20 protein-coding genes are annotated in these 22,504 nt (G+C 67.4%); 9 read left to right on the top strand and 11 right to left on the bottom strand.

Annotated elements, in window-relative coordinates:
• Positions 1–272 precede the first annotated feature (272 nt).
• Complete coding sequence (locus DK26_RS13680) at positions 273–2,198, top strand: AI-2E family transporter (protein ID WP_066473167.1); 1,926 nt, start codon at positions 273–275, stop codon at positions 2,196–2,198.
• A gap of 65 nt (positions 2,199–2,263) precedes the next feature.
• Here the strand turns inward: DK26_RS13680 and ahcY are convergent, their stop codons facing one another.
• The 6 genes from ahcY to DK26_RS13650 form a co-directional block, all read right to left on the bottom strand.
• Positions 2,264–3,664, bottom strand: coding sequence for an adenosylhomocysteinase (gene ahcY / locus DK26_RS13675; protein ID WP_066473164.1), 1,401 nt, complete (start codon positions 3,662–3,664; stop codon positions 2,264–2,266).
• A gap of 226 nt (positions 3,665–3,890) precedes the next feature.
• Complete coding sequence (locus DK26_RS13670) at positions 3,891–4,229, bottom strand: HPr family phosphocarrier protein (protein ID WP_083533214.1); 339 nt, start codon at positions 4,227–4,229, stop codon at positions 3,891–3,893.
• Positions 4,226–4,627, bottom strand: coding sequence for a PTS sugar transporter subunit IIA (locus tag DK26_RS13665; protein WP_066473161.1), 402 nt, complete (start codon positions 4,625–4,627; stop codon positions 4,226–4,228). The genes DK26_RS13670 and DK26_RS13665 overlap by 4 nt, the downstream gene beginning before the upstream one ends.
• A gap of 102 nt (positions 4,628–4,729) precedes the next feature.
• Positions 4,730–5,173, bottom strand: a complete 444-nt coding sequence (locus DK26_RS13660; protein ID WP_184231704.1) for a serine/threonine protein kinase — start codon at positions 5,171–5,173, stop codon at positions 4,730–4,732.
• Positions 5,174–5,178: 5 nt separating this feature from the next.
• Positions 5,179–6,984, bottom strand: a complete 1,806-nt coding sequence (locus DK26_RS13655) for a sensor histidine kinase (protein WP_066473155.1) — start codon at positions 6,982–6,984, stop codon at positions 5,179–5,181.
• 63 nt (positions 6,985–7,047) lie between these two features.
• The gene (locus DK26_RS13650) at positions 7,048–7,749 is read right to left on the bottom strand and encodes a response regulator transcription factor (RefSeq protein WP_066473148.1); all 702 of its coding nucleotides are present in this window, start codon (positions 7,747–7,749) and stop codon (positions 7,048–7,050) included.
• Positions 7,750–7,887: 138 nt separating this feature from the next.
• Here DK26_RS13650 and DK26_RS13645 point away from each other — a divergent pair, with 138 nt between their 5' ends.
• From DK26_RS13645 to DK26_RS13635, 3 genes are all read left to right on the top strand, one after another.
• On the top strand, positions 7,888–8,637 hold the full coding sequence (locus DK26_RS13645) for a DUF2470 domain-containing protein (RefSeq protein WP_066473144.1): 750 nt from the start codon (positions 7,888–7,890) through the stop codon (positions 8,635–8,637).
• A gap of 211 nt (positions 8,638–8,848) precedes the next feature.
• A complete protein-coding gene (locus DK26_RS13640; protein ID WP_066473142.1) occupies positions 8,849–10,459 on the top strand; it encodes a phosphoenolpyruvate carboxykinase in 1,611 nt (536 codons plus the stop codon).
• A gap of 35 nt (positions 10,460–10,494) precedes the next feature.
• Positions 10,495–11,517, top strand: a complete 1,023-nt coding sequence (locus tag DK26_RS13635; protein ID WP_066473140.1) for a DUF4105 domain-containing protein — start codon at positions 10,495–10,497, stop codon at positions 11,515–11,517.
• On the opposite strand, the gene DK26_RS13630 is transcribed toward DK26_RS13635, so the two are convergent.
• The gene (locus DK26_RS13630; RefSeq protein ID WP_066473131.1) at positions 11,508–12,248 is read right to left on the bottom strand and encodes a SprT family zinc-dependent metalloprotease; all 741 of its coding nucleotides are present in this window, start codon (positions 12,246–12,248) and stop codon (positions 11,508–11,510) included. The genes DK26_RS13635 and DK26_RS13630 overlap by 10 nt on opposite strands.
• Before the next feature lie 96 nt (positions 12,249–12,344).
• Between DK26_RS13630 and rhuM the strand changes: the two genes are divergently transcribed.
• On the top strand, positions 12,345–13,478 hold the full coding sequence (gene rhuM, locus DK26_RS13625) for a RhuM family protein (protein ID WP_248309963.1): 1,134 nt from the start codon (positions 12,345–12,347) through the stop codon (positions 13,476–13,478).
• 10 nt (positions 13,479–13,488) lie between these two features.
• On the opposite strand, the gene phaZ is transcribed toward rhuM, so the two are convergent.
• The gene (gene phaZ / locus DK26_RS13620; protein WP_066473127.1) at positions 13,489–14,790 is read right to left on the bottom strand and encodes a polyhydroxyalkanoate depolymerase; all 1,302 of its coding nucleotides are present in this window, start codon (positions 14,788–14,790) and stop codon (positions 13,489–13,491) included.
• Between the two features lie 195 nt (positions 14,791–14,985).
• On the opposite strand from phaZ, the gene DK26_RS13615 reads away from it, so the two are divergent.
• Positions 14,986–16,335, top strand: coding sequence for an ActS/PrrB/RegB family redox-sensitive histidine kinase (locus DK26_RS13615; protein WP_066473810.1), 1,350 nt, complete (start codon positions 14,986–14,988; stop codon positions 16,333–16,335).
• Positions 16,336–16,474: 139 nt separating this feature from the next.
• Positions 16,475–17,044: an ActR/PrrA/RegA family redox response regulator transcription factor gene (locus DK26_RS13610; RefSeq protein ID WP_184231703.1), complete on the top strand. Its 570-nt coding sequence runs from the start codon at positions 16,475–16,477 to the stop codon at positions 17,042–17,044.
• A 7-nt stretch (positions 17,045–17,051) separates the two neighbouring features.
• On the opposite strand, the gene DK26_RS13605 is transcribed toward DK26_RS13610, so the two are convergent.
• Together DK26_RS13605 and mmcB are read right to left on the bottom strand one after the other, a co-directional pair.
• Positions 17,052–17,909, bottom strand: coding sequence for a hypothetical protein (locus tag DK26_RS13605; protein WP_066473115.1), 858 nt, complete (start codon positions 17,907–17,909; stop codon positions 17,052–17,054).
• 101 nt (positions 17,910–18,010) lie between these two features.
• Positions 18,011–18,475, bottom strand: a complete 465-nt coding sequence (mmcB, locus tag DK26_RS13600) for a DNA repair putative endonuclease MmcB (protein ID WP_066473113.1) — start codon at positions 18,473–18,475, stop codon at positions 18,011–18,013.
• Between the two features lie 113 nt (positions 18,476–18,588).
• Between mmcB and DK26_RS13595 the strand changes: the two genes are divergently transcribed.
• Positions 18,589–19,608 (top strand): glycosyl transferase, encoded by a 1,020-nt coding sequence (locus tag DK26_RS13595; RefSeq protein ID WP_066473111.1) that lies wholly within the window; start codon positions 18,589–18,591, stop codon positions 19,606–19,608.
• Positions 19,605–20,537, top strand: a complete 933-nt coding sequence (locus tag DK26_RS13590) for an NAD-dependent epimerase/dehydratase family protein (protein ID WP_066473109.1) — start codon at positions 19,605–19,607, stop codon at positions 20,535–20,537. The genes DK26_RS13595 and DK26_RS13590 overlap by 4 nt, the downstream gene beginning before the upstream one ends.
• On the opposite strand, the gene DK26_RS13585 is transcribed toward DK26_RS13590, so the two are convergent.
• On the bottom strand, positions 20,458–22,425 hold the full coding sequence (locus tag DK26_RS13585; protein ID WP_066473107.1) for an SDR family NAD(P)-dependent oxidoreductase: 1,968 nt from the start codon (positions 22,423–22,425) through the stop codon (positions 20,458–20,460). The two genes, DK26_RS13590 and DK26_RS13585, sit on opposite strands and share 80 nt — an antisense overlap.
• Between the last annotated feature and the right edge of the window lie 79 nt (positions 22,426–22,504).

Below are 22,504 nucleotides of genomic sequence, written 5' to 3'. Positions count from 1 at the left end.
CCGAATCACTGCCACTCTAATCATCGGGAGACTCCGGCAGGAAGAGCTTAATCGTTCGTAAAGCATGATGAGGCGCCTCGACCCCGGAAAGCCCTTTCGCTTCAAGGCGTATGCCGCTGCGGCCGTGGCGCCCGGCATTGGTGGTGAAAGCGGACGGGGCGCGCAGGAGCCGACTTTTCTCCGCTACGTCGCAGTTCCGCGGCTACCCGCTTCACGATCCGGATCATTCTCGGCCTTGCCGCGTTGTCGGCTCGAATGGACCGGGGGGTGCGATGGCGATCAGGCAAGAGAACGGGCAGGCGCGCCTGCCGGATTCGGGCAAGGCGGGGTCGCTCGCCGGCGCGGCGATCATGCCGGAGGCCCTGCCGCCATTGATGGTGCTGGTTGGCGCGATCGCGGTGCTCTACTTCGCGCGGGAGGTCTTCATGCCTCTCGCCATCGCGGTGCTCCTGACCTTCGCCCTGGCGCCGGTGGTCTCGCTCATCCGCAAGACCGGGCTCCCGCGCATGCCGGCGGTGATCGCCGCGGTCACCGCCGCCTTCATCGCCATCTCCGCCTTCAGCTTCGTCGTTATGACGCAGGTCGGGGAGCTGGCGCAGCAATTGCCGACCTATCAGTCGAACATCCTGACCAAGATCAGGTCGGCCAAGGATACCGGCGCCGGCAGCGGCATCGTCAAGCGGATCACCGATGCCGTCGAGCGTGTCGGCAAGGAGATCAGCCAGCCCGAGGATGCCGGCCAGACCGCCGAGAGTCAGCGCCCGGCGAGCCCGATCCTCGTCGAGATCTATTCGCCGGAGCGGCCGATCCAGCTGCTGACGAGCATGATCCTGCCGCTGGTCGGCCCGCTCGCGACGGCGGGATTGGTCATCGTGGTGGTTATCTTCATGCTGCTCGAGCGGGAGGACCTGCGCGACCGCTTCATCCGCCTGGTCGGTTACAGCGATCTGCACCGCACCACCGAAGCCCTCCAGGACGCCGGCAGCCGGGTCGGCCGCTATCTCCTGATGCAGCTCGTCGTGAACGTCACCTACGGCATCCCGGTCGCCATCGGCCTCTGGCTGATCGGCATACCCAATGCGATGCTCTGGGGCGCGCTCGCTATCATCCTGCGCTTCGTGCCCTATATCGGCCCGGCCATCTCGATGGTGCTGCCGCTTTTCCTCGCGGTCGCGGTCTCGCCGGACTGGTCGCTCGTGCTCTGGGTCATGGCGCTCTTCCTCGTCATGGAGCTGATCAGCAACAACGTCGTCGAGCCCTGGCTCTATGGCTCGGGGACCGGGCTCTCGCCGCTCGCGATCATCGTCGCCGCGATCTTCTGGACTTGGCTGTGGGGGCCGGTCGGGCTCGTCCTGTCGACGCCACTGACCGTCTGCCTCGTCGTGCTCGGCAAGCACGTGCCGCAGTTCCGCTTCTTCGAGGTGCTGTTCGGCAGCGAGCCGGTGCTCGATCCCGAGGCCAGGCTCTACCAGCGCCTGCTCGCCAATGACCCGGACGAGGCCACCGACCAGCTCGACGAGCTGCTCGAGGAGCAGACCCTGCCCGAGGTCTATGGCCGGGTCGCGATCCCGGCCCTGATCCTCGCCGAGCGCGACCGTGCACGGGGCGTGATGAGCGTCGAGCAGCGCGAGGGCGTCGCGGCGACCGCGCGCACGCTGGTCGCCAATCTCAGCGAGCTGTCGGAGCCCAGAGGCGAGCCGGATCAGGCCGAGGAGCACGAAGCCTCGAAGAACGGCGACGCGGCCGGGATGAATGGGCAGCTGCCGTCGCTGGCTGGCCGGAACATCCTCTGTCTCGGCGGCAGGAATGCGCTCGACGATGCGAGCGCCGCCATGCTTGCGCAGGCCCTCGTCCATCAGGGCGCGGACGCGTCGAGCGCCGGCTTCGCTGATCTGGAGGCCGCGCGGCTGCGGGAGCTGCTAGCCGAGGGGCCCGATGCGGTCCTGCTCTGCCTGCTGAGCCGCGATTCCCTGCGCCATGGCCGCTTCCTGGTGCGGCGCCTGAAGCGGGCCCGGCCCGATCTGCGGATCGGCCTGGTGTTCTGGCGCGACGCCGACGAGCCCCGCGGTGCCGATGAAAGCGCTGCCGCGCTCGACGCCGATTTCATCGCCCATTATATCGAGGAAGCGGTCGCCGGGCTCGTCCCGGCTCAAAGCGAGCCGGCAGCGGCGGCAGCGGCCGGTCGAGGGGCCGCCTAGAACGAGCGGCATGAAAAAAGCCCGGCGCGAGGCCGGGCTTTCGTCTTCTCAGCAGGTCTGGCCGCTCAGTAGCGGTAGAGCTCCGGCTTGAACGGCCCGGCCTGCGCCACGCCGAGATACTTCGACTGCGCGTCGGTCAGCACGGTGAGCTTCGCGCCGACCTTGGCGAGATGCAGCGCCGCGACCTTCTCGTCGAGGTGCTTGGGCAGGGTGTAGACCTTGTTCTCGTACTTGGCGTGGTGGTTCCACAGCTCGATCTGGGCGAGCGTCTGGTTCGAGAACGAGCAGGACATCACGAAGGACGGGTGGCCGGTCGCGTTGCCGAGGTTCACCAGGCGGCCTTCCGAGAGCAGGATGATGCGCTTGCCGTCGGGGAATTCGACCTCGTCGACCTGCGGCTTGACGTTGTCCCACTTGAAGTTCTTCAGGCCGGCGACCTGAATCTCCGAGTCGAAATGGCCGATATTGCAGACGATGGCGCGGTGCTTCATCGCGCGCATATGGTCGACGGTGATGACGTCGCAATTGCCGGTGGCGGTCACGAAGATGTCGCCGCGCGAGGTGGCGTCCTCCATGGTGACGACCTCGTAGCCCTCCATCGCCGCCTGCAGGGCGCAGATCGGGTCGATCTCGGTGACGAGCACGCGGCAGCCGGCCTGGCGCAGCGAGGCGGCCGAGCCCTTGCCGACGTCGCCATAGCCGGCGACGACCGCGACCTTGCCCGACATCATCACGTCGGTGCCGCGGCGGATGGCGTCGACCAGCGACTCGCGGCAGCCATAGAGGTTGTCGAACTTCGACTTGGTGACGCTATCGTTGACGTTGATCGCCGGGAAGGGCAGGCGGCCGGCCTTGGCGAGTTCGTAAAGACGATGCACGCCGGTGGTGGTCTCTTCCGAGACGCCCTTGATCGCGGCGCGGGTCTTGGTGAACCAGCCTGGATTGGCGGCCAGCTCGCGCTTGATCAGCTTGAAGAAGATCGTCTCTTCCTCATTGCCCGGCTTGTCGAGGAAGGCGGCATTGCCGGCTTCGGCCTCGGCGCCGAGGATGATCAGCATGGTCAGGTCGCCGCCATCGTCGAGGATCATGTTCGGCGTGCCGCCATCGCCCCAGGTCGCGGTGCGCAGCACGTACTCCCAGTACTCCTCCAGCGTCTCGCCCTTGATGGCGAAGACCGGCACGCCCGTCGCGGCGATCGCGGCGGCGGCGTGGTCCTGGGTCGAGAAGATGTTGCAGGAGGACCAGCGGACGTCGGCGCCGAGTTCGGTCAGCGTCTCGATCAGCACGGCGGTCTGGATGGTCATGTGCAGGCAGCCGGCGATGCGGGCGCCCTTCAGCGGGGCCTTGCCCTTGTGCTCGGCGCGGATCGCCATCAGGCCCGGCATCTCGTCCTGGGCCATGTTGATTTCCTTGCGGCCGTAATCCGCAAGGGTGATGTCCTTGACGACGTAGTCCTGCTTCGACACGGGAGCGCTCCAATCGATGGTTCTGTGATGATGGAGCGCTCTCTAGCAGGGGCGTCGGCCGAGCGCAATCAAAGATATAAAGATGTCTTTATGTCTTTCGCTGCGACACGGGAAACAGGTCATGCCCAGCCCGAGCGCGAGCGTCTCGTGCCGGGAACGCACGACCTGTATCTCGTTCTGCAGGAAATTCCCGGGCTAGCTCCGCCCGGCCTTAGAGGTCGAAAACCTACTCGCCTTCGCCGAACTTGTCGGCGACCAGCGTCTCCAGCGCCTTCAGCGCCTGCTGGGCTTCGCTGCCTCGGGCGACGACGGTGATGGTCGAGCCGATGCCGGCGCCGAGCGTCAGGATGCCCATGATCGAGGTCGCGCCGACCGTTTCGCCGCAGCGGGTCACGGTGATGTCGGCATCGAAATTCGAGGCGCATTGCACGAATTTCGCGGTGGCACGGGCGTGCAGGCCCTTCTTGTTGACGATCTCGAACTCGCCATGGACGGCGCCGGCCGGGATCTCGACCTCGGGGCAGTCGCAATCCTCTTCGCGCATCTCGTCCAATTCGGGCCTCATTTGCCAGCCAGTACGCGGCTGGCGACCGTGATGTATTTGCGGCCGGCATCCTGCGCGCTGGTGACGGCCTCGTCGAGGGTCTTCTCCTCGCGCACGCTGGCGAGCTTGATCAGCATCGGCAGGTTGATGCCGGCGACGACGTCGATACGGCCCGGCTCCATCACCGAGATGGCGAGGTTGGAGGGTGTGCCGCCGAACATGTCGGTCAGTACGATGACGCCGCTGCCGGTCTCGACCTGCTCGACGGCCGCGATGATGTCGCGGCGGCGCCCTTCCATGTCGTCATCGGGCGCGATGGCGATGGTGGCCAGGTTGGTTTGGGGGCCGACGACGTGTTCAAGGGCGGCGCGGAATTCCGTCGCCAGGTGCCCATGCGTCACAAGCACTAGTCCGATCATTCAACACCACCGGAGAGCGCCTGCGCGCCCGGACAAGGTCGCGGTTTATGCGGCAGGTGCGAAGGATAGGCAAGCCATTGTCTCGAACTCGTCGAATCCGACTTAGCCGGCATCGTGGAAAAGTCCGAGGGCAGTCAGCACCAGGCGCTCGTCGCCGGCCCGCCCCAGCACCTGCAGGCGCGGCAGGGCGATGCCGGCGAGGGTTTCGACCAGCTCTTCCGGCTCCGGCATGCGCTGCGGCTCGGTGCCGCAGTCGACGATTAGGCGGATCACCACCGCGGCGAGATGCGGCTCGGGCGTCAACCCGAGGCCGCGCCGCTCGACCAGCCCTTCCAGTGGCGCGACCGGCCGGGCGATCAGCCGCCCGGCATGCGCCGTGATCCGGGTCCGGTCGTCGGAGACCAGCCGGGCGAAGCGGCCCTGCGCCTTCGCGAGGCCGATCAGGGCCAGCGCCAGGCTCGACTTGCCGGAGCCGGCGGGGCCGCGGATCAGGATGCCATCTTCGCCGATCGCGACGGCGCCGGCATGGAGATTTTCAGAGCGCATTGAGGTCATGCCGGTTGCGGTGCCGCCGGCAGGCGCACGACGAAGCGGGCGCCGAGGCGCTTGTCCTCGCCCTCGGATTGCGCGGATTCGTAGCGGTTCTCGGCCCGGATCGAGCCGCGATGCGCTTCGACGATCTGGCGCGAGATCGACAGGCCGAGGCCGGAATTCTGGCCGAAGCCGTGCTCCGGCCGGTCGGTATAGAAGCGCTCGAAGATTCGCTCCAGCGCGTGCGGGGGGATGCCGGGCCCGTCATCCTCGACGGTGATCAGCACGTCGCCGGCGACGCGCGAGAGCTTGACCTTGACCGGCTTGTCCGCCGGCGAGAAGGAGCGGGCGTTCTCGATCAGGTTGACGATGACCTGGCCGAGGCGGGAATCATGGCCGAGCACGCGGAAGACGCTGCTGCCCGCAGGTGCGGCCGGCCGCTGCCCGCGCCGCTCGACCGAAAGCTCGACCTCGGGCTGGCCCTCGCGGCGGGTCTGGTTCTGCACCGAGACCACTGCCTCGAGCAGCTGCGCGACATCGAGTGGCACGGCATCGTCGCGGGCGAGCTCGGCGTCGAGGCGCGAGGCGTCGGAGATGTCCGAGATCAGCCGGTCGAGCCGCTTCACATCGTGCTGGATCACCGCAAGCAGGCGCCCGCGTGCCTCCTCCGTCCTGGCGAGCGGCAGGGTCTCCACGGCGCTGCGCATCGAGGTCAGCGGGTTCTTGAGTTCATGCGCGACGTCGGCTGCGAAGCTCTCGATCGCCTCGATGCGGTCGTAGAGGGCGCGCGTCATCTCGCGGAACGAGGTCGAGAGATGGCCGATCTCGTCATGGCGGCTGGAGAAGTCCGGCACCTCCTCGCGTGACTTGACCCCGCGGCGGACACGCTGGGCGGCGTCCGCGAGCTTGCGGATCGGTTCGGCGATGGTGCCGGCCAGCAGCACCGACAGCACGATCATCACGCCGGCGGCGACGGCGAAGACCTGGAAGATGGCGTAGCGCTCGGAGGCGATGACGGCATCGATGTCGCCGCCTTGCGTCGAGAGCAGCAGGGCGCCGCGCACGGCCCGAAAGCGCTGCACCGGAACCGCCACCGAGACGATGGTCTCGCCGCGGGTGTTGACCCGCACGACGCTCGCCGGAGAGCCGGCCAGCGCCCGGGCGACCTCGGTATAGGATTTGCCGTTGGCATTGGCGAAATCGTCATAGACCGGCAGGTCGGCGCGCCCGAGCCGGTTGCGGAACAGGTTCCAGGTCCGCTCCAGCAGCGGCGGCTCGTCGGATTCGCCGACGCGCGGCAGGTCGAGCCGCATGATGTCGCCGCGTGTATAGAGATTGCGCGAATCGAGCGTCAGCATCCCGTCCTTGTCGTAGATCCGGGCGCGGGTCTTGGTCGGGGTGACCAGCCGGCGCAGCAGCGGCGCGACCTTTTCCGGATTGATCGAGAAATCGAGCGGATCCTCGGCGATCGAGCCGCTCTCGCCGGCCTGCATCTGCAAGAGCTTGTCGGGGTCGATCGCGATCGTGTCGGTCTCGACCGTGGCCGAGGCGGCGATCGCGCCGGCGATGATCTCGCCCTGGGTCAGAAGGCTCTGGACCCGCGCCTCGATCAGCCCCTCGCGAAACTGGTTGAGATAGAGGAAGCCGACGAGCAGAGCGACGAGCCCGGCCAGGTTGAGCACGACGATGCGCCGCGTCAGGCTCGAGGCGGCGCGGGCCGACACGGCGCGCAGCGCCCGCCGGCCGATCAGCGCCAGCCGGCGGCGCAGCGTCGAACTCCAGCCCGGTGCGGCGGGGCGGGGCCCATCCTGTTCGATCGTCGCCATAACCGGCTCATACCCTCGCCATGCGAGCCTGTGAATCCGTTATCGGCGGCACCGATGCCGGGCTCAGCTCTCCTTGAAGCGATAGCCGACGCCGTAGAGGGTCTCGATCATGTCGAATTCGGCATCGACCTGGTTGAACTTCTTGCGCAGCCGCTTGATGTGGCTGTCGATCGTGCGGTCGTCGACATAGACCTCGTCGTCATAGGCGGCGTCCATCAGGGCGTTGCGGCTCTTCACCACGCCCGGCCGCTGCGCCAGCGACTGCAGGATCAGGAATTCGGTCACCGTCAGCGTCACCGGCTCGCCCTTCCAGGTGCAGGTGTGGCGCTCCGGGTCCATGCGCAGCAGGCCGCGCTCGAGCGCCTTGGCGTCCTCGGTGCGGGCGGGGACGGCCGCATCCTTGGCGCCGGCGCGGCGCAGGATCGCCTTGACGCGCTCGACCAAAAGGCGCTGCGAGAACGGCTTCCGGATGAAGTCGTCGGCGCCCATCTTCAGGCCGAAGAGCTCGTCGATCTCCTCGTCCTTCGAGGTCAGGAAGATCACCGGCAGGTCGGATTTCTGGCGCAGGCGGCGCAGCAGCTCCATCCCGTCCATGCGCGGCATCTTGATGTCGAAGATCGCGAGGTCCGGCGGATTCTGCTTCAGCCCGTCCAGTGCCGAGGCGCCGTCGGTATAGGTCAGAATCCGGTATCCTTCGGCCTCGAGTGCAATGGAGACCGACGTCAGGATGTTGCGGTCGTCGTCGACCAGCGCAATGGTTGGCATAAGGCTTTCATCTTTCGACGTTGCAATCAAAGGGTCCACTCTCGCGCGAGAACGGCCAAAGCATGGCTGCAATCTAGCCAAGCCAAGGCGGTTTCGCTACGTCTCCTTCGAAAAACCCGGCAACAACGGAAAAGTGCCATGGCGATCGATCCGATCCGCCCGACCGACGCGACTGCGCGCGGCCTGGCGAAGACCCTCCTGCGCAGTGCGCGCTCGGCAGCCCTGGCGACGCTGACTCCTGACGGTCACCCCTTCGCCAGCCTGACCAGCCTCGCCACGGACGTCGACGGCACGCCGCTGATCCTGATCTCCGCGCTCTCGGGCCATACCGGCAATCTCGAGGCCGATCCGCGCGCCTCTCTGCTGATCGCGCCCGGCGGAAAGGGCGATCCGCTCGCCCATCCGCGCATTACGCTGCTGGCGCGCGCCGAAAAGATCGAGCGCGACAGCGAGGACGGGCGGCGCATTCGCCGGCGCTTCCTCGCAAGGCAGCCGAAAGCCTCGCTCTACGCGGATTTCCCCGATTTTTCCTTCTTCGCCCTCAAGCTCGAGCGCGCCAGCCTGAATGGTGGATTCGGCAAGGCCTATGAGCTCGAGGCGCCCGACATCATGAGCGACTGCACGCAGGCGGCAGCGCTGATCGAGGCGGAGGAAGGTGCGGTCGAGCACATGAACTCCGACCACGCCGATGCGGTCGGCCTCTATGCGACGGCGCTGCTCGGTGCCAAGGACGGCGCCTGGCGGATCAGCGGCCTCGACCCGGACGGTTGCGATCTAGCCCTCGGTGATCAGGCGCTGCGCCTCAACTTCGACGAGCCGGTGACCAGCCCCGACGCGCTGCGCAAGACATTGGTCGCGTTGGCGGGGAAAGCGCGCGGCGCGGCCTGACCGCGACCATTCACCACGCCCGAGTTTTTAAACGATTTAGTTGGAGATCCCCCGATTGCGCGCTTTCCAGGTGACTTGAGCCGGCCTCATCATGCGCCTAAAGAGCCGTCGCATTCATCGCCCTTCCGCGCGGGTCGGCATGGTCTGACCCCGCTACATCCCCAAGCGCCGGCGTCCAAAGCAGGCGGCTACATGGCAGGAGGAATTGCCAGTGGAGACCATCGGTCACGTCAACGCCGCTTACGGCGCCGACAAATTCGGGCTGCAGCGACTCAAGGCGGTCTACTGGAATCTCGAGGCGGCGCGGCTCTATGAGGAGTCGCTGAAGCGCGGCGAGTCGCAGATCGCCCGCGGCGGCGCGCTCTGCGCCGACACCGGCAGCCATACCGGCCGCTCGCCCAAGGACAAGTTCGTCGTCAAGGACGCGCTGACCGAGAACACCGTCTGGTGGGAGAACAACGGCGCGATCTCGTCCGAGCAGTTCGATGTCCTGCTCGCAGATTTCCTGAAGCATGCCGAAGGCCGCGAGCTCTTCGCGCAGGACCTCTATGGCGGCGCCGACCCGGCCCACCGGGTCAAGGCGCGCGTCTTCACCGAGCTCGCCTGGCACTCGCTCTTCATCCGCAATCTCCTGATCCGCCCCGAGGCGGCCGAGATCGCCTCCTACGTGCCCGAGCTGACCATCGTCGACCTGCCGAGCTTCCGCGCCGACCCGAAGCGCCATGGCTGCCGCAGCGAGACGGTGATCGCCATCGACTTCACCCGCAAGATCGTGCTGATCGGCGGCTCCGCCTATGCCGGCGAGATGAAGAAGTCGGTCTTCACCTATCTGAACTACACCCTGCCGACCAAGGGCGTGGTGCCGATGCACTGCTCGGCCAATGTCGGTTCCAAGGACGATCCGGCCGTCTTCTTCGGCCTCTCCGGCACCGGCAAGACCACGCTCTCGGCCGATCCCGACCGCACCCTGATCGGCGATGACGAGCATGGCTGGTCGAAGGACGGCATCTTCAATTTCGAGGGCGGCTGCTACGCCAAGACGATCAAGCTCTCGGCCGAGGCCGAGCCGCAGATCTATGCGGCCTCGCAGCGCTTCGGCACGGTGCTCGAGAACATCGTCATGGACCCGATCTCGCGCGAGGTCGATTTCGACGATCAGACCAAGACCGAGAACACCCGCTCGGCCTATCCGCTCGATTTCATCCCGAACGCTTCGCGCACCGGCCGCGCCGGCATGCCGAAGAATATCGTAATGCTGACCGCCGACGCCTTCGGCGTGATGCCGCCGATCGCCAAGCTGACCCCGGCCGAGGCGATGTACCACTTCCTGTCCGGCTACACCGCCAAGGTCGCCGGCACAGAGCGTGGCCTGGTCGGCGTCCAGCCGGAGTTCTCGACCTGCTTCGGCTCGCCGTTCCTGCCGCGCCACCCGTCGGAATACGCCAATCTGCTGCGCGACTTCATCGCCAAGCACCATGTCGACTGCTGGCTGGTGAACACCGGCTGGACCGGCGGCGGCTACGGCGTCGGCCGGCGTATGCCGATCCGCGTCACGCGGCGCCTGCTGACGGCGGCGCTCGACGGCTCGCTGAACCGCGCCGATTTCCGCCGGGATCCCTATTTCGGTTTCGCCGTTCCCACCTCGGTGCCCGGCGTCGAGCCGCACATCCTCTATCCCGTCAAGACCTGGACCGACAAAGCCGCCTTCGCCGAGACCGCGAAGAACCTGATCGGCATGTTCGCCAAGAACTTCGAGAAGTTCGAGGAGCATGTCGACGATGCGGTGAAGGCGGCAGCGCCGACCAACTCGCTCGCCGCTTGAGCGTCTAGCATTATAGCGTGCTATGAGAGGCGGCGATGAGCCGCCTCTTTCTTTTTCTCCTGCAAGCACTGCTGACGCTCGTGGTTCTCGGAACCACGCTGTGGGGCGTTGGGCTTTTGGTCTTTCGCCTGCCGGGTGCGATCGGCATCGCGGGGGCCGTTGCCTTCGGGCTCGCGGGCCTCGCCGGTGCGATCGGCCTCTGGACCGGTGCGCCGCGGCTGCCCTTGTCCTTCGCCGTGCTCTTCATTGGCCTGCTCGGCTGGTGGAACAGCATGCAGCCCTCGCATCAGCGCGACTGGATCCCCGAGCTCGCCCGGCTGCCAGAGATCGCCCGCGAGGGCGACCGGCTCACCGTGAGCAATCTCCGCAATTTCCGCTGGCGCACCGAGGCCGATTACGACCAACGCTGGGAGACCCGCAATTTCGACCTGACCAAGGTCGAGGGCGTCGACCTCTTCCTCTCCTACTGGTCGGGCGAGGCGATCGCGCATCTTCTGGTCAGCTTCAATTTCCGCGATTCCCTGCCGCTGACCTTCTCGATCGAGGTCAGGCGCGAGAAGGGCGAGGAATGGTCGTCGCTCGCCGGCTTCTTCCGCGTCTACGAGATGGCCTATGTCGCGGCCGATGAGCGCGATGTCGTAGGCCTGCGCACCCATGCGCGTGGCGAGGACGTCCGGATGTTCCGCCTGCGCGCCTCGCCCGAACAGGCCCGCGAGGTGCTGCTCGCCTATGTCGCGGATGTGAACCGGCTGGCCGCGCAGCCGCGCTGGTACAACACCATCACCACCAACTGCACCACGGTGGTCTACAGGCTCGTCCGCTCCGTCTCCCCCGAGTCGAGCTTCACGCCGCGGCTCGATCCGCGCGTCCTGCTCTCCGGCTATCTGCCGGGCTATCTCAAGGATATCGGCGCGGTCAGGCAGGACATGCCGCTGGCGGAACTGGTCCGGCTCGGCAGGATCAGCGAGCGGGCGAAGGCGATCTCGCTCGACGATCCCGATTTCTCGCGCCTGATCCGCGAGGGCGTGCCCAAGCCCGAGAAGACGCCTCAGCCATAGCCGTGCAGCGAGGCGCCGTGGCGCTTCAGCCAGGCCTCGGCCTCCTCGGTGCGCGGGCAGAGCTTGTGCGTCACCGCCCAGAACCGGTGCGAATGGTTCATCTCCTTGAGATGCGCGACCTCGTGGGCGGCGAGATAGTCGAGCACCAAGGGCGGCGCCAGGATCAGCCGCCAGGAGAAGTTGAGATGGCCCTTCGACGAGCACGAGCCCCAGCGGCTGGTGGTGTCGCGGATGGTGATCTTGCGGGCGGGGATGCCGAGCGTCGCCGTATGGACGCGCACGGCACGTTCGAGATCGGCGAGCGCTTCGCGGCGCAGGAAGTCCTTGACCCGCCGCGCAACATGGGCGGCCTCGCCGCAGACTGCCAGGATCGGCTCGCCCTCGCTCGAAAGCGCCGCGCGGGTGACGCCGCGCACCTTGGTCCAGTGTACGATGCGATGCGGCGTGCCGCGTAGCGGCACCAGAGCACCGGGCTCGAACGGCACGCCGTCCGGGCGCTTGGCCATGCGCGCCGCGATCCAGCCGCCATGCTGCTCGGCGAAGCGCCGGCCGGCCGCGAAATCGAGACGCTCGGGCAGGGTGAGGGTAATCTGGCCGGTCGCCTGCGAGACGCGCAGGGTCAGCCGCTTTGCCGCGGCGCGGCGCTTCACCGCGACCGGATAGAGCATGCCGGCATGCGCGACCTCGATCAGCTCGGGATCGGGCTGCCGCTTGAACAGGGAGAACCGCATCGCCGCGATTGTGCGGGATTCGGGCGGTGAGAGGAAGGGGCGGGTAGAGGCTGAACGAAAAGCGCATCCTGGTGGGGCAGACCACACGCTGCGCTTGTGCACGGCCCTGCGCCCTCCACTTGCTTCTTTCGGCGGATTTGTATTCTCTTTGTTCTCATTCGGAAGGCAGAGGCGCGTATGGCTGGGGATCAGGTGGAGCCGGTTCGGCTGGAGGAAGATTCCGAGACGGGCGATCTCTTCCTCGTCTACGGGACGCAGCAGGGCCTGCGCATCGACATTCGCTATGAAGGCGAAACGCTCTGGATGACACAGGCGCAGATCGGGCAGCTGTTTGGCGTCGACCGGAGCGTGATCACCAAGCATATCGCCAATATCTACGAAGAAGGTGAGCTTGGTCCGGAATCAACTCGTGCAAAAATTGCACAAGTTCGGCGGGAGGGGCTCCGGCAGGTAAGCCGCCAGATCGAGCATTACGACCTCGATATGGTGATCTCGGTCGGCTACCGCGTCTCGTCCGCGCAAGCGACCCTCTTCCGCCGCTGGGCGACAGGCATCCTCGTCCAGTTCGCCAAGAAGGGTTTCGTCGTCGATACGAGGCGGCTCAAGGACCCGGGCAATGCCGGCCGCATCGCCGAACTGCGCGAGGTCATCCGCGACCTTCGCTCCGAAGAGGCGAATCTCTACCAGGAGCTGCGCCAGATCTGCTCGATGTGTCAGGACTACGATGGCTCGGCCGCCGTCGCGCGCGAATTTTTCCAGCGCACGCAAGCCAAGCTGGTCTATGCCGTGACCTCGCATACGCCCGCGGAAGTCGTCAGCCATCGTGCCGATTGCGAAGTGTCGGACATGGGGCTGCGAAGCTGGCCGGCCGAGAATATCCGCAAGCAGGACGTCACGGTCTCCAAGAACTACCTGACCGAAGCAGAGATCAAGGAGCTGAACCGCCTTACTTCGATCCTGCTCGACATCTTTGAAGACCAGCTCGATATCGGCAGGTTGGTCCTGATGGAGGAGGCTCGCCAGCTTCTCGACCGGCAATTGCAGAATCTCGGGCGCGCCGTGCTCCGCGGCGGCGGCTCGGTCAGCGCGGACCAGGCGAAGGTGCGGGCTGAAGCGCAATACGAGGAATTCGACCGCCGCCGGAAGCTGGAACGTCGGCGCGAGGCCGACGCCCATATCGCGGAACTCGCCGCCGAGGCGAAGCGCCTGCCGAAGCCGCCCCGGCGTTAACTTACCTGCCTCAGCCCGCGACCTTCAGCGCCTTGCGGGCAACCGCGGCGCTGTCATTGCGGCGCTCGCTGGCGGCCTTCATGTCGAGCGTCAGCATGAAGTCGGCGATGCGCGGCGCGATCTCGGAGCGGAAGCGCGAGCCGTTGAAGACCCCGTAATGGCCGACGCCCATCTGAAGGTACTCGGCCCGCAGATCGTCGGGAATGTTGACGCAGAGATCATGCGCCGCCTTGGTCTGGCCGACGCCTGAGATGTCGTCCTTCTCGCCCTCGACCGTCATCAGCGCGACGCGCCGGATCGCGGTCAGGTCGACCGGCTTGTCGCGGTGCATCAGCTCGCCCTTGGGCAGCGCATGCTGGACGAAGACCTTGTCGACCGTCTCGAGATAGAATTCCGCGGTCAGGTCCATCACGGCGAGGTATTCGTCGTAGAAGTCGCGATGCTTCTCGGCCGAGTCGCCGTCACCGTCGACCAGGTGCTTGTACATGTCGTAATGCGCGGTCAGGTGGCGGTCGAAATTCATCGCCATGAAGCCCGAGAGCTGCAGGAAGCCGGGATAGACCTCGCGGAAGGCGCCGAGATGCGGGAAGGGTACGCGCGTGATGCAGTTGCGGCGGAACCAGTCGGTGCCGCGCTCCATGGCGAGCTGGTTGACTGCGGTCGGCGAGCGGCGAGTGTCGATCGGCCCGCCCATCAGCGTCATCGAGCGCGGCGCGCTCGGGTCGCCTTCGGCCTCCATGCGGGCGATCGCGGCGAGCACCGGCACGGAAGGCTGGCAGACCGCCATGACATGGGTGTCCGGGCCGAGCTTCTGCAGCATGGCGATGACGTAGTCGATATAGTCGTCGAGGCCGAAGCTGCCGGCGGCCATTGGCACCAGCCGCGCATCGATCCAGTCGGTGATGTAGACCTCGTGATCAGGCAGGAAGGCCTCGACCGTGCCGCGCAGCAGGGTCGCGTAGTGGCCCGACATCGGCGCGACCATCAGCACCTTGGGCTGCGGCTTGCGCCGCTGGCCGACCTGCCGGTCGAAATAGATCAGATTGCAGAACGGGCGCTGCCAGACGACGCGCTCCTCGACTGCGACCTTGACGCCGTTCATCGTGGTGGTGTCGAGGCCGAAGGCCGGCTTGCCGTAGCGGCGCGTCGTCCGCTCGAACAATTCGCAGGAGGCTGCGACCGAGCGGCCGAACGGGGTGTAGGTCAGCGGATTCGCCGGGTTCTTGAAGGCCAGGTGCATGGCGTCCGACATGGCCCGCACCGGGCTGACCATCATATGGACCGCTTCATAGGCGTGATAGGCGAATGACATGGCAGCCCTCTCGTCCCGGCAATTTCCGTTTCGCAGTGCCAAATCCTGAATGCACTGCAACAGGGAAACGCAGCGTAGATAGAATTTGTTCTCATTCAATCGTTCAAAGGGCTAAGATTTCCTTGTGATGCCCGTTAGACACAGTTTTGCACCGCCGAAGTGCACCGCTCGTTCCGAGGATTGCGCACCCTGACCATGACCGACCTCTTCCCGGAAGCGCCGGTCCGGGCGCTTCGCCATCTGCGCCTCGACACGCTGGTGCGCCTGCGCTGGCTCGCCATCGCCGGCCAGAGCCTTGCCGTCGCCGGCGTGCATTTCGGCCTCGGCTTCACCTTGCCTTTCGGCTGGTGTTTCGTGGTGATCGCCGTCTCGGCCTGGCTGAACATCGCCCTGCGCATCCGCTTCCCGCTCAATCATCGCCTGCGCGAGGGGGCGGCGACCGCGCTGCTCGCCTTCGACATCCTGCAGCTCGCGGCGCTGCTCTATCTCACCGGGGGCCTGCAGAATCCATTTTCGATCCTGTTCCTGGCGCCGGTGATGATCTCCGCGACGGCGCTGCCGCCGCGCCACACGCTGGCGCTCGGCCTGCTGGCGGCCGGGCTTGCAACCTTGCTGACCTTCGCCCACTGGCCGCTGCCCTGGTCCGGCAGCGACCGCCCGGTACTGCCGCCCTATTATCAGGCCGGCAACTGGATCTCGCTGCTGCTCGGCCTCGGCTTCACCGGCATCTATGCCTGGCGCGTCAGCAAGGAGGCGCATGATCTCTCGGCGGCCCTTGCCGCGACGGAGCTGGTCCTGGCGCGCGAGCAGCATCTTTCGCAGCTCGACGGGCTCGCCGCCGCCGCCGCGCACGAACTCGGCACGCCTTTGGCGACGATCACGCTGGTCGCGCGCGAGCTCTCTCGCCTCGCGCCGCCCGAAGGCGAGATGGCCGACGACATCAACCTCCTGCGCGAGCAGGTCGACCGCTGCCGCGGCATCCTCGGCAAGCTCGCCTCGCTGCAGGACGACGATGCCGGTCCGCTCGACCAGCTCTCGCTCAGGCTCCTGATCGAGGAGGCGGCCGGGCCGCAGCGGCCTTTCGGCGTGCCCTTCGAGATTTCGCTGGTCGGCGACAAGCCGGAGCCCATCTGCCGCCGCAATCCCGGCATGATCTACGGGCTCGGCAATATCGTCGACAATGCCGTCGACTTCGCGCGCTCGAAGGTGACGATCTCGGCGCAATGGACGCAAGGCGCCGTCGTCCTGACCATCGCCGATGACGGGCCGGGCTTCACCTCGGAAGTGCTGATGCGGGCCGGCGATCCCTATCTTTCGCGCTCGCACGACAAGGAATCGCGCGCTGGCGGCGGCCTCGGCCTCGGTCTTTTCATCGCCAAGACGCTGCTCGAGCGCAGCGGCGCGGTGCTGGAATTCTCCAACCTGCCGCTGCCGGCGACGGGCGCTTCGATCCGCATAACCTGGCTGCGCGAGGTATTCGAACGCGATGATCGGCCGCTCGGGCCTTCAAATCCGGAGCTTTCAGCCCCACATGCGACAGCATGATGCCTTGCGGCGCGTCGCCGCGCCGGACATTCGATGCCGGATTGGCGTCGATGCGGGACTCGCGAACGCGTGCTTCGCATCGGCCCTGTTCCGGCTCTAGAGTAAGGAGCCGGGCCGGGGCCCGGAGGAGATGAAGGCGATGGAAGCGGCTCTCAACGCAGGCCAGGTTCAGGACAATGCGGGCAGGGACATGTCCCTGCTGATCGTCGATGACGACAAGCCCTTCCTCAACCGCCTCGCCCGCGCCATGGAAGGCCGCGGCTATCTCGTCCGCATCGCCGAATCCGTCCAGGCCGGCATTGCGGCGGTCGAGGAGTCCGCGCCGGCCTTCGCGGTGATCGATCTGCGCCTCGGCGACGGCAACGGCCTCGACGTCATCGCCCGGCTCAAGGAGAAGCGGCCGGATGCGCGCGGCGTCGTCCTCACCGGCTATGGCAACATCGCGACCGCGGTCAGCGCGGTGAAGCTCGGCGCCTATGATTTCCTGGCGAAGCCCGCCGATGCCGACGAGATCCATTCGGCGCTCGCCGCCTCCCCGGATTCGCGCCCGGTGCCGCCGGAGAACCCGATGTCGGCCGACCGGGTGCGCTGGGAGCACATCCAGCGCGTCTACGAACTCTGCAGCCGCAATGTCTCCGAGACGGCGCGCCGCCTCGGCATGCACCGACGCACCTTACAGCGCATCCTCGCCAAGCGCGCCCCGCGCTGAGATCCGCTCAGCTGCGACAGGGACGCTTGCCGCGCCTGAGGTCGATGGCGACATCGGCCAGCTCGGCGCGCATGCCGCAATAGGTTGCCCTGCAGGAGCCACCGGGATCGCGCGTCGTCAGCTTGCCGGCGGGCGAGACGACGAGCGTAAGCCGGCACGGACCCTTGACCCCTTCGAGCTCGAGCTGCCAGCCGGAGCCGACAGGCCGGCCGGTGCCTTCGACCCCGCAGGTATGTCCGTTCTGGCCGAGATGGTCGAGATTGATCTGGGCACTGCCCGAAGGCTCTACGTCGATCCTCAGTCGTGACGCACGGCTGGCGAAGCAATAGCTCCCTGGTTTGCGCAGACCCTCCGGACCGGCAGCGCCATTCTCGGCGGCCGCCGGTGCGGCGGAGGCGGCCCGCACGCCGCGGCACGGCGTGGCCGACAGCCGCCAGCGATGATCCGGTGTCAGCGAGGCGATGTCGGCGATCTTCCAGCCTTCGCCCGCCCGCACGAAATCGAAGCGGAAATGGTTGGCTATGCCGAGGCTGCGGAAGCGGGCCTCGACGACCGCGCGTTCGCCTTCCTGCCGAGGTTCCAGCCGCAAGGTCCTCGCGATTTCCCGCTCGTCGTAGTCCTGCCCGATGATGTGCAGGCCGAAATCGATGCACTCATCGCGGTCATTGGCATCGAACAGGCGCACCAGCGCCGGCTGGAAATAGCGATTGCGTGCCCCGGGCGCGCGCATGCGGTCGATCGAGCTGCGCGTCCCGCCACCCTCGTAGATCCCGCGGACGATCTCCTCGGGCGTCTGCGCCACGGCGCCGCCCGCAGCCGCAATGAGGCCGAGCATAGCGGCCGCAAGCCAGTTCAAGAGCTTCATCCCGACGCCTCCCCAAGGCCGGTCGAGCTCAACCGGTTAGCGCAAGCGCTGCCAGGGGTCATGCACTCTAAGGCGGTAATCCGATCACGCCCGCCGGGGCGTCAGCGCGGATCGGGGTCCTCCAGCGCCGCGAGCCGTCCCGCCGCGAGCTTGGCGAAGGCGATGGTCAGCATCTTGCGCCGGGCCGGTGCGAGGGGATGGCGCGGCGCCTCGCGCAGGAGCTCGCCGCCCCAGGCATCGGCGATGATCAGGCCGACATCTTCGGGAATGATCTCATGTGGGAATTCGGGCGCGACGGCGAACAGGAAGGCATCGCAATAGTCGCGGTAATCAGGCCATTTGCCGTCGACGCGATAGTCCTCCAGGCTCGACTTGACCTCGACCACCAGCAACTCCCCGCTCGACGACAGAGCGACAATGTCGCCGCGCCGGCCATTGGCGAAGGTCATCTCCTTGACGATGGCGTAGCCGCGGTCGCGCAGATGCCGGGCGGCGCCGCGGCAGACGGCGCGGGTGACCTCCGGCCGGGTGGGGGCCGGGTTGAGGGTGGATTCGGTCGTGCTCATCCCGGTATGTTCTTCTTTTGTGCCTGTCGGCGCAAGCTGGAATGCCGCTTTGCGGCGATGCCCCCGCAACAAGCTCTTGCGGCCGGCCGAAGGCTGGCTATGGTCCGCCCGCCTTGGAAACCTTAGCCCCAGCCCTGTCGACCATCCTCGCCGCCGCGGGCCTCGCCTGGTGGTTCTGCCGGCTGCTGCGCCCGCTGATGATGCGCTATGCACTGGCGCGGCCCAATGCCCGCTCGAGCCATCGCGTCCCGACGCCGCAGGGCGGCGGCATCGCCGTGCTCGCCGGTGCCTTCCTGGCACTGGGGCTGGTGCCCTTGCTGTGGCCGCTGCCGGCGGGAGCCGGCTCCGGCCTGCTCGTGGTGGTCGGAGCCGCCGTCCTCGTCGCCTTCGTCGGCGCGTGGGACGACATCCGTCCGCTGCCGGCGGGCCTGCGTCTCGTCCTGCAAATCGTCTGCGTCGCGCTGGTCGTGCTGCAGGGGGCGCCCGACATCCGCCTGCTGCCCGAAGTGCTTCCGCTCTGGGCCGAGCGCGGCCTCGCCATCCTGGCCGGTGTCTGGTTTGTCAACCTCGTCAACTTCATGGACGGCATCGACTGGATCACGGTGGCCGGCATCGTGCCGCTCTGCGCCGCGCTGGTGCTGGCGAGCCTGCAAGGCGGGCTCGACCCTGCCGCCGGCCTGCTCGCCGCCGCGCTGCTCGGCGGGCTCCTCGGCTTCGCCCCGTACAACCGCCCGGTGGCGCAAATCTTCCTGGGCGATGTCGGCTCGCTGCCGCTCGGCCTGCTCACCGCCTATCTGCTCTATCGCCTCGCCGGCACCGGCGCCCTGGCCGCGGCGCTGATCCTGCCGCTCTACCATGTGATGGACTCGACCATCACGCTGTTCCGCCGCCTCGCACGCGGCGAGAAGGTCTGGCAGGCGCATCGCTCGCATTTCTACCAGCAGGCCACCGATAACGGCTTCTCGGTCAGCGAGATCGTGGCGCAGGTGGCGCTGCTCAACCTCGCCCTGGTCGTCCTCGCCGGCTTCACCATGGTTTTCCCGGGCCTCTGGGCCCAGCTTGCCGGCCTCGCGGGCGCGCTCCTGCTCGTCGGGTTGCTGCTGCGCCGCTTCGCCCGCCGGCGCCCCGCATGAGCGGCGAGCGCGTCCTCGTCACCGGGGCGAGCGGCTTTGTCGGCCGCCACCTCCTGCGCGAGCTTTCGGCCGCAGGTTACAAGGTACGGGCGGCAGTCCGGCGCCCGGAGCCGGATGTCGCCGGGATCGAGCAGACCGTCATCGGCGACCTGGCCGGCCGGGTGGACTGGGGCGCCGCACTGGCCGGTGTCCGCCATGTCGTCCATGGCGCCGGTCTTGCCCATGCCGATTCCGAATTGCCGGAGGAGGCCTATCGTCTCGTCAACACGGACGCGACCCTGGCGCTCGCCGATGCCGCGCGGGAGGCTGGTGTCGCCCGCTTCGTCTTCCTGTCCTCGATCCGGGCGCAGAGCGGCCCGGCCAGCGACCGGCCGCTGAGCGAACGCGATGCGCCCGCGCCGACCGACGCCTATGGTCGCTCCAAGCTGGCGGCCGAGCAGGGGCTGGCGGAGCGCGATCTCGACTGGGTCGCCCTGCGGCCGGTTCTGGTCTACGGGCCGGGGGTCAAGGCCAACATGGCCGGCCTGGTCAGGCTGGCGCGCCTGCCCTTTTCGCTGCCGCTCGGCGGTCTCAAGGCGCCGCGCTCGCTGCTCGCAGTCGAGAATCTTTGCGGCGCCGTGATCTTCGCCTTGAGCGAAGCCTGCCCAGCTCGTCGCAGCTACATCGTCTCCGACCCCGGTGCGCTCGGCGTGGCGGAGATGCTCGCGGCGATGCGCGCCGGGCTCGGGCGTCGGCCGGGGCTGATCGCGGTGCCGCCGGCCCTGCTCAGGCTCGCGGCGCGCCTCCTCGGTCGTCCGGGAGTCTATGAGCGGCTCACGGGCGGGCTGGTGGCGTCGCCCGATGCCCTGCTCAGCGCTGGCTGGCAGCCGCGGATTGCGACGAAAGCTGCGCTGGCGCGGCTGGTGGCGTCGCCGGCTGGCGAAGTCTGAAGTCCGGGATCGCTTCGTCCAGCACCGCTTCGGCTCCGCGCCGGTCATGGGCGGCGACGGCGTGCTCCAGCTCTTCCAGCCAGGCGAGCATGCGCTCGCGCCCGGCGAAGATCGGCTTGGCCGCCATCACCCCGTCGAGCCCGGTCTCGGTCATCGGCTCGTCCTTGGCGAACAGGATCTCGTTCAGGCGCTCACCCGGCCGCACGCCGGTGACCGCGATCTCGATATCCGTGCCGGGCTCGTAGCCGGCGAGGCGGATCATGCGCTCGGCGAGATCGATGATCTTCAGCGGCTGGCCCATCTTCAGCACGTAGACGGCAGCGCGGTCGTCGGCAGCGTCATGCTCGGGCGCGTGCGAGGCGGCGCTCAGCACGAGGTCGCAGGCCTCGCGGATGGTCATGAAATAGCGGATCATGTCCGGGCTGGTCACGGTGACCGGCCCGCCGCGCTCGATCTGCGCCTTGAACTTCGGGACCACCGAGCCGACCGAGCCGAGCACGTTGCCGAAGCGCACGGCGACGAGGCGCATGCCGCGATTGCCGGCGGCGAATTCGGCGTCGCGCGCCTGCGCATACATCTCGGCGAAGCGCTTGGTCGCGCCGAGCATCGAGACCGGCTCGATCGCCTTGTCGGTCGAGATCATCACGAAGATGCCGGCGCCCGCTGCGATCGCCGCCTCGGTGACGGTGACCGAGCCGAAGATGTTGGTCTTGATCCCCTCGCCCCAGTCCGCCTCGAGATAGGGCACGTGCTTCAGCGCCGCCGCATGGATCACGATATCGGGCGCAAAGGTCTTGAACAGCGGGCCGATCCGGGCCTCGTCGCGGACATCGGCGAGTGCCCCGGTGACGCGCATCGGCAGGTCCTGCGCGGCGAGCGCCTCGGTGACATGGAACAGCGCCGGCTCCGAACTCTCGACAACCAGGAGCTCGGCGGCGCCGAAGGCGGCGCAGCGCAGGCAGATCTCGGAGCCGATCGAGCCGCCGCCGCCGGTGACGATGACGCGTTTGCCCTTCAGGAAGCCTTCCAGCCGCTCGCGGTCGATCTTGACCGAGGGGCGCACCAGGAGGTCCTCGATCTCGAGCGGCGCGAGCTCGCTGCCGCGCATGCCCTCGCCGAGCGTATCGAGTCGCGAGATCGGGATGGCGAGCTTGCGGGTCCGCGCCAGCCATTGGTCGGGCTCGGCCTCGGGCAGCAGCGCGCTCGGCGCCGCGACGATGCGCCGGAAGGGCTCGCCGCGCTCGGAGGCGTCGGTCGCGATCTGCTCGATCTGCGAGAGCAGCCCCAGCACCGGCACGCCGCGGATCGACTGGCCGAGATCGTCCTTGCGCGGCGTCAGGATGCCGACCGGGCGCATCTTGCCCATCGTGCCGGCCTCCATGGCGCGAATCACCACCTCGACATCGGCGCTGCGGCCGAGCAGCAGCGCCGGCAGCGTCGCCTCGCGGGCGGCATGCTGCTTCGAGCGCGAGTATTTGAAGTAGCGATAGGCCAGACGCGGGCCGCCGAGCAGGGCGGCCTGGACCAGCCAGTAGAGGAGGATCGCGATCTTGCCGAAGTAGAAATAGCCGTAGAGGTTCGGTGCGACGAGCACATAGTCGACGACCAGGAGAGTCAGCGCCAGGATGGTCACGGCCCGGACGATGTTGGACAGGTCCGGCAGCGAGGCGAAGCGCCATTTCGAGCGGTAGAGCTGGAAGAACCAGTAGACGATGCCGGCATAGGCCACGAAGAACGGCAGGAAGCTCGGCAGGTCGCGCATGCGCTCGTCGAACTGCGCGCCCTCGAAGCGGACCGCGAAGACGAACAGAATCGCCAGTGCCGTCATCGCCAGGTCGTGGACGATCACGGCGAGCTTCTTGGCGCCTTGTTTGGTGAGTTTCAGCATGCGCGGCGGGGTATCCCGCTCCCGTGAGGCCTTGTCAACGCAAGGCAGGCGGCGGGATCGCTTTCCCGTCGATAAGCCT

This window comes from Allobosea sp. WAO, from assembly GCF_001509835.1.
Lineage (GTDB): Bacteria > Pseudomonadota > Alphaproteobacteria > Rhizobiales > Beijerinckiaceae > Allobosea.
Note: the sequence above shows the minus strand (reverse complement) of the source record. Positions and strands in the feature narration are given on the sequence as shown.

Excerpts from the sequence above, each read along its gene's own strand:
- DK26_RS13610 (WP_184231703.1), top strand. The coding sequence starts at position 16,475 with ATGGAAGCGGCTCTCAACGCAGGCCAGGTTCAGGACAATGCGGGCAGG.
- DK26_RS13650 (WP_066473148.1), bottom strand. The coding sequence starts at position 7,749 with ATGCCAACCATTGCGCTGGTCGACGACGACCGCAACATCCTGACGTCG.
- DK26_RS13660 (WP_184231704.1), bottom strand. The coding sequence starts at position 5,173 with ATGCGCTCTGAAAATCTCCATGCCGGCGCCGTCGCGATCGGCGAAGAT.
- DK26_RS13630 (WP_066473131.1), bottom strand. The coding sequence starts at position 12,248 with ATGCGGTTCTCCCTGTTCAAGCGGCAGCCCGATCCCGAGCTGATCGAG.
- mmcB (WP_066473113.1), bottom strand. The coding sequence starts at position 18,475 with ATGAGCACGACCGAATCCACCCTCAACCCGGCCCCCACCCGGCCGGAG.
- DK26_RS13590 (WP_066473109.1), top strand. The coding sequence starts at position 19,605 with ATGAGCGGCGAGCGCGTCCTCGTCACCGGGGCGAGCGGCTTTGTCGGC.
- DK26_RS13655 (WP_066473155.1), bottom strand. The coding sequence starts at position 6,984 with ATGGCGACGATCGAACAGGATGGGCCCCGCCCCGCCGCACCGGGCTGG.
- DK26_RS13615 (WP_066473810.1), top strand. The coding sequence starts at position 14,986 with ATGACCGACCTCTTCCCGGAAGCGCCGGTCCGGGCGCTTCGCCATCTG.
- DK26_RS13585 (WP_066473107.1), bottom strand. The coding sequence starts at position 22,425 with ATGCTGAAACTCACCAAACAAGGCGCCAAGAAGCTCGCCGTGATCGTC.
- DK26_RS13670 (WP_083533214.1), bottom strand. The coding sequence starts at position 4,229 with ATGAGGCCCGAATTGGACGAGATGCGCGAAGAGGATTGCGACTGCCCC.
- DK26_RS13680 (WP_066473167.1), top strand. The coding sequence starts at position 273 with ATGGCGATCAGGCAAGAGAACGGGCAGGCGCGCCTGCCGGATTCGGGC.
- phaZ (WP_066473127.1), bottom strand. The coding sequence starts at position 14,790 with ATGTCATTCGCCTATCACGCCTATGAAGCGGTCCATATGATGGTCAGC.
- DK26_RS13605 (WP_066473115.1), bottom strand. The coding sequence starts at position 17,909 with ATGAAGCTCTTGAACTGGCTTGCGGCCGCTATGCTCGGCCTCATTGCG.
- DK26_RS13665 (WP_066473161.1), bottom strand. The coding sequence starts at position 4,627 with ATGATCGGACTAGTGCTTGTGACGCATGGGCACCTGGCGACGGAATTC.
- DK26_RS13635 (WP_066473140.1), top strand. The coding sequence starts at position 10,495 with ATGAGCCGCCTCTTTCTTTTTCTCCTGCAAGCACTGCTGACGCTCGTG.
- DK26_RS13645 (WP_066473144.1), top strand. The coding sequence starts at position 7,888 with ATGGCGATCGATCCGATCCGCCCGACCGACGCGACTGCGCGCGGCCTG.